Genomic DNA, 8831 nt, shown 5'->3' on the forward strand with positions numbered 1-8831 from the left:
AGCGGCTCGTCGACGGCCACCTCGTCGCCGACCGCCTTGAGCCACCGGGTCACGGTGCCCTCGGTGACCGACTCGCCCAGCTCGGGCATCTTGACCGCGGTGCCGTCGCCGGACGATGCGGGCGCGGACTCGGCGGCGGGCGCCTGAGCCGGCTCCTCCTCGGCGGGCTCCGGCTCGGCGGCGGCGGACTCCTCGGCGGGCGCGTCCTGCGCGGGCGCGTCGGCGGCCTCGGGGGCGGGAGCCGAACTCGACTCCGACGCCTCGCCCGGCTCGCTGATCACGCCGAGCTCGCCGCCGACCTCGACCACGTCATCTTCCTGGGCGACGATCTTCGACAGCACGCCCGCCTGCGGGGACGGGATCTCCGTGTCGACCTTGTCGGTGGAGACCTCGAGCAGCGGCTCGTCGACCTCGACCGTGTCTCCTTCCTGCTTCAGCCACCGGGTGACCGTTCCCTCGGTGACGCTCTCACCAAGAGCTGGCATCTGGACGGAGAAGGCCATGTCCTCTGACTCCTCTGACTGCTCGACGGGTTTCTACAACAGTTGATCTCTCGGCGGACCCCCGTCGCGGGTTTGCGGCGCGAGTCCGAAAGCCACCGATCATTGTGCGTGGCACCGGAGATCTGTGTGGTTCTTGTACCGCGATCCATCCTTGCACTCGACCGCTCGGCGTGTAGCACAAGGGCGGTGAACACCGCCGGGCTGGCAAGATGAGAGGACCGGTGCGAGCGATGTGCCGGGGTTCGAAAGGAGGTGCGCGTCGTTGGGTTTGCTGGATCGTTTCCGAGGCGGCGCGACCCGGGGTGGTAGCGCGGTACGTGCGGGTTCAAGGGGCGGCGGGGACGCCCGTTACCTAGCCGAGTGGGTGCGCACTCATGTCGGGGTAGAAGGTTACCTGGAGCCGAAGACAACAGTGACCGATGTCACCGTCGTGTTGGTCGCCGCCGACGGGGAGTGGACACGTCGGATAGTCGGCGAGCGTGGCGCGGCGAGGCTTGCCAAGGATTTGCGGATTCCCGTGTACGAGGTCGCCAGGACTGGATATCCACAACGGATGCGCGACTATGACGCGCGTAGACGCATCGAACGTCAGCGTGCGTTCGAGGAGGATCTGCGTGATCTATAGCTGTCGGCTACCGATGAGCGACGCATTTCGGGCGTTGCGTACTTAGTGGTTTCTCGCGGTGTGGGGGGCGTGGTGGCACAGCCATCGGAGACTCCGCGAGGGTGCTTGCAGCGTCGGAAAGTGTCGCCATATCGAGTCGACCCGGCCTGCGTGGACACTATCGCGCGCAACGCGGGCCGATCGGGCGCTGCAAGCATGAAAGTGTCCGTGCAGGACGGTAGTTCAGGCGGACCGTCGAAGTGCTCCCGACGCGAGCCAACCCAGTGCGCCTGAAATGGGATGTCCTGAGCCGATCGCGAGGCATCGGCATTGCGCAACGGGCGACGCCGCACATGGCATGGGAGATTCAGCCGACGAAGTTCGGTGCGACAGTTCGGCTTGCGAAGCCGCGTGGCTGGACGCGCGGACTCATGCGCGGGCGTCGGTCGCGGTGTCTCCGGCGGAGATGGTGGGTGCGGGGCAGCACAGGGGTCGAAATGCAAAGGCGCGCATGCATTCTGTGTGCGGGGCACCACGTGCGCGGCTAAGTCGAGATCGCGTGAGGCACGGGAGCGATTTGCGCCGGGGCTGTGCGGGTGAGGCGTGCGAAGAGTTAGGCACGCGAAGTTGCGCATCGTACTGTCCGGGCGGGGTTGCGCGGATGGTGAAGTGAGAGGTGCGCGCTAATACCGAGGGCGGGAAAGGCGGGGCTGGGGCTAGCGTGTGCGAGAAATCGGCGCCGCGGCCTGCGCGCGAAAAGAGTTGCGCCGCCCGGAGGTTCGCTCCGGGCGGCGCGCTGACTCACTCGCCGGCGATGTCCTCGATGACGGCGATCAGGGTGCGGACGGGGACGCCGGTGCCGCCCTTGCCGATGTAGCCGAAGGGGCCGCCGGTGTTGTAGGCGGGGCCGGCGATGTCGAGGTGGGCCCACTGGACGCCCTCGGGGACGAACTCTTTGAGGAACAGTCCGGCCGAGAGCATGCCGCCCCAGCGGTGCGGGGCGACGTTGGCCAGGTCGGCGATCTTGGAGTTGAGGTCGGCGCGCAGTTCGGCGGGCAGGGGCATGGACCACCCGTTCTCGCCGACCTCGCGGGAGATCCGCGCGACCCGGTCGCGGAAGTCATCGGTGCCCATGACACCCGGGGTACGGGTTCCGAGCGCGACCATCTGCGCCCCGGTCAGAGTGGCGACGTCTATGAGGTAGTCGGGCTCGTCCTCGCCCGCGCGCACCATCGCGTCGGCCAGGATCAGGCGGCCCTCGGCGTCGGTGTTGAGCACCTCGACGGTGGTGCCGCCGTACTGGGTGAGCACGTCGCCGGGGCGCTGCGCGGTGGCCGAGGGCATGTTCTCCGCCATCGGCACGGTCGCGGTGACGGTGATCGGCAGGCTCAGCCGCGCGGCCAGCAAGGTGGTCGCCACGACCGCGGCGGCGCCCGCCATGTCCGAGGTCATGTTCTCCATGTTCTGCGCGGGCTTGATGGAGATGCCGCCGGTGTCGAAGGTGATGCCCTTGCCGACCAGCGCGACCTTCTTCGGTCCGCCGCTGTAGGTGATCCGCACCAGCCGCGGCGGCCGCGACGAACCCTTGCCGACCCCGAGCACGCCGCCGTAACCGCCTGCCTCCAAGGCTTTTTCGTCGAGCACCTCGACCTCGAGCCCAGCGCCCTCAGCCAATTCCTGCGCGCGAGAGGCGAATTCGGCGGGGTAGAGGTGGCTCGGCGGGGTGTTGACGAAATCCCGTGCGGTGGCGACGGCTTCGGCGGTCAGCTGGGCGCGGAACAGCGCCTCCGCGCCGAAATCCGCTTCGGGAACGAGCAATTCGACCCGCGCCACCGGCCGCTCGTCCGGCTTCGGCGCGGACTTGTCCGACTTGAACGGCGTGAATGCGTAAGCGCCGAGGTAGAAACCCTCCGCGGCGGCGCCGAGGTCGAGGCCGGACAGTGTGGTCACCACGAGTTCGGTGCCCGACAGCGCGCGCGCCGCGACACCGGCCGAGCGGCGGATCTGCTCGGCGTCGATCTTGTCGGCCGCGCCGAGGCCGACGGCGAGCACGCTCGTCACGTTCTCCAGCGCGGCGGGCGCGGGAACCCTGGTCAGCTCCTCGGCCTTGCCCTTCGCGCCGACCGCGCCGAGCTGATCGAGCAGTTCCGCCCGGAGGTCGGCGGGGAGCACGTCGCCGAAGAGGTCCTCGGGCACGATGGCGGGACCGTTCTCGGACGAGGTGAGTCCGAGGACGAGCACATCGGTGTCCACGCCGATGGTCTGTGTGCGTGCGAGTTCCGGTCCCAGTGAACGATCTGCAACAGCGGTCATGGGCTCAGGTTACTGGGCAGTCCGAGGGCGATGCCGTCGAGGAGCAGTGCGAGTCCGGCGTCGAGGATTCGGTCCAAGTCCAGGTCGGGGCCGGGCGGTCCGTCGGCGAACAGCCGGTGCAGGACCGGGCGGACCGCGGGGTCGAGGAGCTCGGGCAGGTCGGCGGGGACCTCTGGTGCGCCCAGCCGGGCGGTGCGCTCGGAACTCGTCAGCAAGGCGAGGCCCTGCACGAGGCCGGAGAACGAGAGGTAGATCGCGAGCATCGACTCGCGGCTCAGGCCGTGGTGGTCGAGCGCGGCGAAGGAGCGTTCGAGGATGTCGGCGAGCGCTGGACCGACCGGCGGGCGGGTGCGGGCGAGGATCGGCAACATCCAGGGGTGGCGCTGGTACAGCCGCCACTCCTCGTGCGCCTCGTGCGTGAGTCTCGCCCGCCAGTCGGTGAGTTCGGGTGCGGGCGAACTGGTTTCGGCGAGTACGAGTTCGGCCATGGCCGCCAGCAGCGCCTCACGATCGGGGAAGTAGCGGTACAGACCCGCGGTCGCCGCGCCGAGTTCGCTGGCCAGGCGGCGCATGGAGAGACCGTCGATGCCGTCGCGATCGGCGAGGGCGACGGCGGCGCGCAGGATGCCGATCGTGGTCAGTTTGGTCGGCCGGGCGGTCCGCGGCGTAGAGGTGACCTCGTCGCGGCGGGCCCGGTAGGCGCGGGCCTGGCAGGCGCGCGAGCAGTACCGGCGTTTGCGGCCGAGCGCGGGTTGGACGAGAGGCTCGCCGCAGATTCCGCAGAGCATATGGCTTCCATTTCGACACACGAATAGGTGTGACGAAATAGTAGCGATGTGGTGGTGACCTCCATACCTTGGCAAAAGCACACAGCGTTCACGACGAAAGGGCGACCGGATGGACATCAATGTTCGACAAGCGGGCGAGCAGGATCGCGACGCGGTGATCGAGGCGTTCGCGCACGCCAGCCGCGACGAGGTGGTGACGGCCTGGGTGCTCGAGGGGTTTCCGTTCGAACAGTTCAGTGAGCAGTACGTGCCGGTGCTCATCGACCGTGCGTTGCGGGACGACGAGATCTGGGTCGCGGGCGACGACTCGCAGATCTGGGCCGTGTCGATTTGGCAGCAGGTGGATTCGGTGGACCGGTTCCAGACCGAGGCGGCGGAGGCGCGCGCGGCGGCCGAGGGCGCGCCCGATGTGCCCACGCTGCGACGGTTTGCGGTGGTGACCGACCTGCTCGCGCACTCCCATCCGTGCGAACTTCCGCACCGCTATCTCCAGGTAATCGTCACCGTGCCGGAGCATCGCGGGAAGGGTGCGGGCGCCGCCATCCTCGCCGACCGGACCAAGGCGGCGTCCTCGGCGGGCGTTCCCGCCTATCTCGAAGCGAGTACCGAGCGGTCCGCCCGGCTGTATACGCGTATGGGTTTCGCGCGTACCGGGGCGGAACACGAGTTGCCGGAAGGTGGGCCGACGTTGCGGCCCATGTGGTTTCGCGGGTGAGTTCGTCCTTACCTCGAGCCGTTCGTCTGAGCGCTCAGACGAAGTCGTGGTGGGAGCGGGCCCGGCGGGCGCGGACGGCGGATAAGCTCGCCGGGTGACCGACTCGAACCTGCTGCAAGGCCCTATCCATGGTGTACACGTCGAGCTGGGGGCGACCTTCGCGCCGTTCGGCGGGTGGGAGATGCCCGTCTCGTACGAGGGGACGGTGGCTGAACACCAGTCGGTCCGCACGACGGTCGGACTGTTCGACGTGAGCCACCTCGGCAAGGCGACGGTGCGCGGCGCCGGGGCGGCCGCGTTCGTGAATTCGGCGCTCACCAACGACCTCGGCCGGATCCGGCCGGGCAAGGCGCAGTACACGCTGTGCTGCACGCCCGACGGCGGCGTCATCGACGACCTGATCGCCTACTACGTGAGCGACGACGAGATCTTCCTCGTCCCCAACGCCGCCAACACCGCCGCGGTCGTCGCCGAGTTGCAGAAGGCGGCGCCCGAGGGCATCACGGTGACCGACGAGCATCGCGAGTACGGCGTCTTCGCGGTGCAGGGCCCGCGCTCCACCGAGGTGCTCAGCGCGCTCGGCCTGCCGACCGACATGGAGTACATGGCCTACGCCGACGCCGAATGGGACGGCCGCCCCGTCCGCGTCTGCCGCACCGGTTACACCGGCGAGCACGGCTACGAACTGCTGCCCCGGTGGGCCGACGCCGAGCCGCTGTTCCGCGCCCTCGTCGAGCAGGTCCGCGCCGCCGACGGCAGCCCCGCCGGACTCGGCGCCCGCGACACACTGCGCACCGAGATGGGCTACCCGCTGCACGGACACGAACTGTCCCTGGAGATTTCGCCCGTGCAGGCGCGCACCGGTTGGGCCGTCGGCTGGAAGAAGCCCGAGTTCTGGGGCAAAGCCGCACTGGAACAAGAGAAGTCGGCGGGCCCGCGCCGAACACTGTTGGGCCTCAAGGCACTCGACCGCGGCGTGCTGCGCCAAGGTCAAAGCGTGCTGCTCGACGGCGAGCCGGTCGGTGAGACCACCTCCGGCACCTTCTCACCCACTCTCAAGGTCGGCATAGCCCTCGCCCTCCTCGACACCGAAGTCGGCCTCGAACCCGGCACCGAGGTGGAGGTGGACGTCCGCGGCCGCCGCCTCCGCTGCGAAGTGATCCGCCCGCCGTTCGTGCAGACCAACACGAAGTAGGAAACGGCTGCCCGCGCGGGCGGTGTCTCGCGTGGGCAAGTCGGCCATGCACTGTGCGGGATGGGAGCGCTCAGCTCCTAGTTCGGCGGGCTGCGCGAATCGCCGCGACGACCTCCAACGCGCGGCGGCCTGATTCGCGTGGGGCATGAACGTCTGTCGTCGGTGGCCCGGTCCTGCGCGCCCGCGGCGGTCTGTGATGCGGTGCCCGGTGATGCATCGCCACGACGGTCTGCCGTGCGGGCGCTCGGCACGACCGCGACGACTGTGGTGCCGGTTTCGCTTGTTTGCCGCTGAGGTTTTTCGCGGAGCGGCCTGGTTGTGCGTCGGGCTCGGTCATGCCTATGCGCGGTCACTGCGGCGGGTGCGGGCATCAGAAGAGTGCGGCTTCGAACTGCGCTTCGCTCAGGCACTGCTTCTCTGATCCGCCCGCGGTCGTCGGTGAGCGCGGGCGGCGGCACGAGGCGGATCCATGGTGACGTGGGTGGTGGCATGAGGTGGATCCGGGTGGTGGGGGTGGCGGCCCGAGATGGATGCAGGGTGGCGGCATGCGTGGATTCCGAGCTGTGCAGGCGGTGGCACGAGATGAGCGTCGTTCTCACTGCGCCGGCCGCGGCGGAATCTCACGGTGTGGCGTCCCCCGACGCGGCGTGTCGCGCGATATGCCCCGGCGTGGCGCATCAGGCGGTGGGCAGGGTGCGTACCGGGTGGTGTGTGTTCCTGGGGAGAATTGGGGTGCGGCGTGCAGATTGGTGCGCATGGGGTGGGGGTGGCGGGAAGTTCTGCGGTGTGGGGGGCGATCGGCCGCAAAGCTTGAAAGCGGTTTGGCTAGGATCAGGCGCATGACCGTTGCTGCACAGTTTGCCCGTGTCCCGCATCCCGCGCCCGCCCCGGCGCAGCGGCGACAAGAGGTACTGGCGGCGCCCGGGTTCGGGCGGTTCTTCACCGATCACATGGTCTCGATCGACTACGCCGGCGGCGAGTGGACCAATGCGCGCGTCGAGCCGTACGGCCCCCTGCCCCTCGACCCGGCGACCATGGTCTTCCACTACGGACAGGCCATCTTCGAAGGCCTGAAGGCGTACCGGCACAGCGACGGCAGCGTCGCCTGCTTCCGCATCGACGCGAACGCCGCGCGGTTCCGCAGGTCCGCCCGCCGGATGGCGATGGCCGAACTGCCGGAGGAACTGTTCATCGAGTCCGTGCGTCAGCTGCTCGAGGTGGATCGCGACTGGGTGCCCGCCGCGGGCGGCGAGGACTCGCTCTACCTGCGCCCCTTCATGTTCGCCACCGAGGCCGGGCTCGGCGTGAAGCCCGCCGCGGGCTACAAGTACCTGCTCATGGCCTCCCCGGCCGGCGCCTACTTCCCGCGTGGCGTCAAGCCGGTCCGCGTGTGGCTCTCGACCGAGTACGTGCGCGCCGCGCCCGGCGGCACCGGCGAGGCCAAGGTCGCGGGCAACTACGCCGCCTCCCTGCTCGCGCAGGCGGAGGCGACGGAGAAGGGCTGCGACCAGGTGGTCTGGCTCGATGCGTGCGAGCGCCGCTACGTCGAGGAGATGGGCACCAACAACCTGTTCTTCGTCTTCGGCTCCGGCTCGGAGGCGCGGCTGGTCACTCCGGAGCTGTCCGGCTCCCTGCTGCCCGGCATCACCCGGGACTCGCTGCTCACCCTCGCCGCCGACTCCGGTTTCGTGGTCGAGCAGCGCAAGGTGTCGGTCGAGGAGTGGCGTAAGGGCGCCGAATCCGGTGAGATCACTGAAGTTTTCGCGTGCGGCACCGCCGCGGTGATCACCCCCGTCGGCTGGGTCCGCTCCGCCGAGGGCGAGTTCACCATCGGCGGCGGGGAGCCCGGCGAGGTCACCATGGCGCTGCGCGACACCCTCACCGGCATCCAGCGCGGCACTTTCGCCGACATCCACGGGTGGATGCGCCCGATGTAGTCGTGCGTGGCGCACCTCGGTGGGTCACCGTCGAGGTGCGCCATGCCCGTCAGCTGGGCATGAACATGTGCCACTCGTCCAAGGTCTTGGGCCGCAGGACGTAGTTTTTGTCCCGGACAGTGGAGAGCGGGGCGTAGGGCTCCTGCGAATACCAGTGGCCCGGGTAGACGACGGGGTCGCCGGACAATTCGGCCAAATAGCGCAGGCTGCGGAACATTTCGTCGGAGTCGCCGCCCGGGAAGTCGGTGCGTCCACAGCCGTCGACGAACAGCGTGTCGCCCGCGATGAGCCGGTCGTCGAATAAGAAGCACTGGCTGCCCGGCGTGTGACCGGGCGTGTGTAGTAATTCGATGTCGAAGGCGCCGACGCTGACCTTGTCGCCGTGCTCGTGCCCGGTCAGCTCGCTCGGCGCGATGCCGGTGACATTGGCCACCCAGGAGAGTTCCTGCGCGTTGATATGCACTGGGACGCTTGTCTTTTCGAGCAGTTCGCGCACGCCGCCGAGGGTGAACCCGAGCATGGTTCCGCCCACGTGGTCCGGGTGATGATGGGTGGCCAGCACCCCGGTGAGGCGTAGCCCGTCGCCCTCGGCGATATCGACCAGATCGCCCGCCGCGTACGCCGGATCGACCACCAGACACTCACCGGTTTCCTGATCGCCGATCAGATACGCGAAATTCCGCATCTGCGTCGCAATCGGATCGCCGACCGCATAGTCCCTCCCCGACAACAGCTGGCGAAAATACAGGCGCTCAGAAGACATACCGCACACCTTA

The 8831-nt window shown here is 68.8% G+C and carries 8 protein-coding genes; 4 read left to right on the top strand and 4 right to left on the bottom strand.

Annotation, left to right across the window (positions count from 1 at the left end; genetic code table 11):
* Positions 1 to 503 (bottom strand): biotin/lipoyl-containing protein (locus ON39_RS10790; protein ID WP_040733336.1); only part of this gene is annotated, 503 nt, incomplete at its 3' end.
* 262 nt (positions 504 to 765) lie between these two features.
* Between ON39_RS10790 and ON39_RS10795 the strand changes: the two genes are divergently transcribed.
* Positions 766 to 1128, top strand: coding sequence for a hypothetical protein (locus ON39_RS10795; protein ID WP_040733337.1), 363 nt, complete (start codon positions 766 to 768; stop codon positions 1126 to 1128).
* Positions 1129 to 1908: 780 nt separating this feature from the next.
* Here ON39_RS10795 and ON39_RS10800 read toward each other — a convergent pair.
* Complete coding sequence (locus ON39_RS10800) at positions 1909 to 3420, bottom strand: leucyl aminopeptidase (protein ID WP_040733338.1); 1512 nt, start codon at positions 3418 to 3420, stop codon at positions 1909 to 1911.
* Positions 3417 to 4208, bottom strand: coding sequence for a TetR/AcrR family transcriptional regulator (locus ON39_RS10805; RefSeq protein WP_040733339.1), 792 nt, complete (start codon positions 4206 to 4208; stop codon positions 3417 to 3419). The genes ON39_RS10800 and ON39_RS10805 overlap by 4 nt, the downstream gene beginning before the upstream one ends.
* A gap of 109 nt (positions 4209 to 4317) precedes the next feature.
* Here ON39_RS10805 and ON39_RS10810 point away from each other — a divergent pair, with 109 nt between their 5' ends.
* The 3 genes from ON39_RS10810 to ON39_RS10820 all read left to right on the top strand — a co-directional run bounded on the left by ON39_RS10810 (position 4318) and on the right by ON39_RS10820 (position 8055).
* Positions 4318 to 4923: a GNAT family N-acetyltransferase gene (locus tag ON39_RS10810; protein ID WP_040733340.1), complete on the top strand. Its 606-nt coding sequence runs from the start codon at positions 4318 to 4320 to the stop codon at positions 4921 to 4923.
* A 94-nt stretch (positions 4924 to 5017) separates the two neighbouring features.
* Positions 5018 to 6118, top strand: a complete 1101-nt coding sequence (gene gcvT / locus ON39_RS10815; RefSeq protein ID WP_040733341.1) for a glycine cleavage system aminomethyltransferase GcvT — start codon at positions 5018 to 5020, stop codon at positions 6116 to 6118.
* 839 nt (positions 6119 to 6957) lie between these two features.
* Complete coding sequence (locus tag ON39_RS10820; RefSeq protein ID WP_040733342.1) at positions 6958 to 8055, top strand: branched-chain amino acid aminotransferase; 1098 nt, start codon at positions 6958 to 6960, stop codon at positions 8053 to 8055.
* A gap of 49 nt (positions 8056 to 8104) precedes the next feature.
* Here the strand turns inward: ON39_RS10820 and ON39_RS10825 are convergent, their stop codons facing one another.
* The gene (locus ON39_RS10825) at positions 8105 to 8818 is read right to left on the bottom strand and encodes an MBL fold metallo-hydrolase (RefSeq protein WP_040733343.1); all 714 of its coding nucleotides are present in this window, start codon (positions 8816 to 8818) and stop codon (positions 8105 to 8107) included.
* Between the last annotated feature and the right edge of the window lie 13 nt (positions 8819 to 8831).

Source organism: Nocardia tenerifensis NBRC 101015, from assembly GCF_000308715.1.
Lineage (GTDB): Bacteria > Actinomycetota > Actinomycetes > Mycobacteriales > Mycobacteriaceae > Nocardia > Nocardia tenerifensis.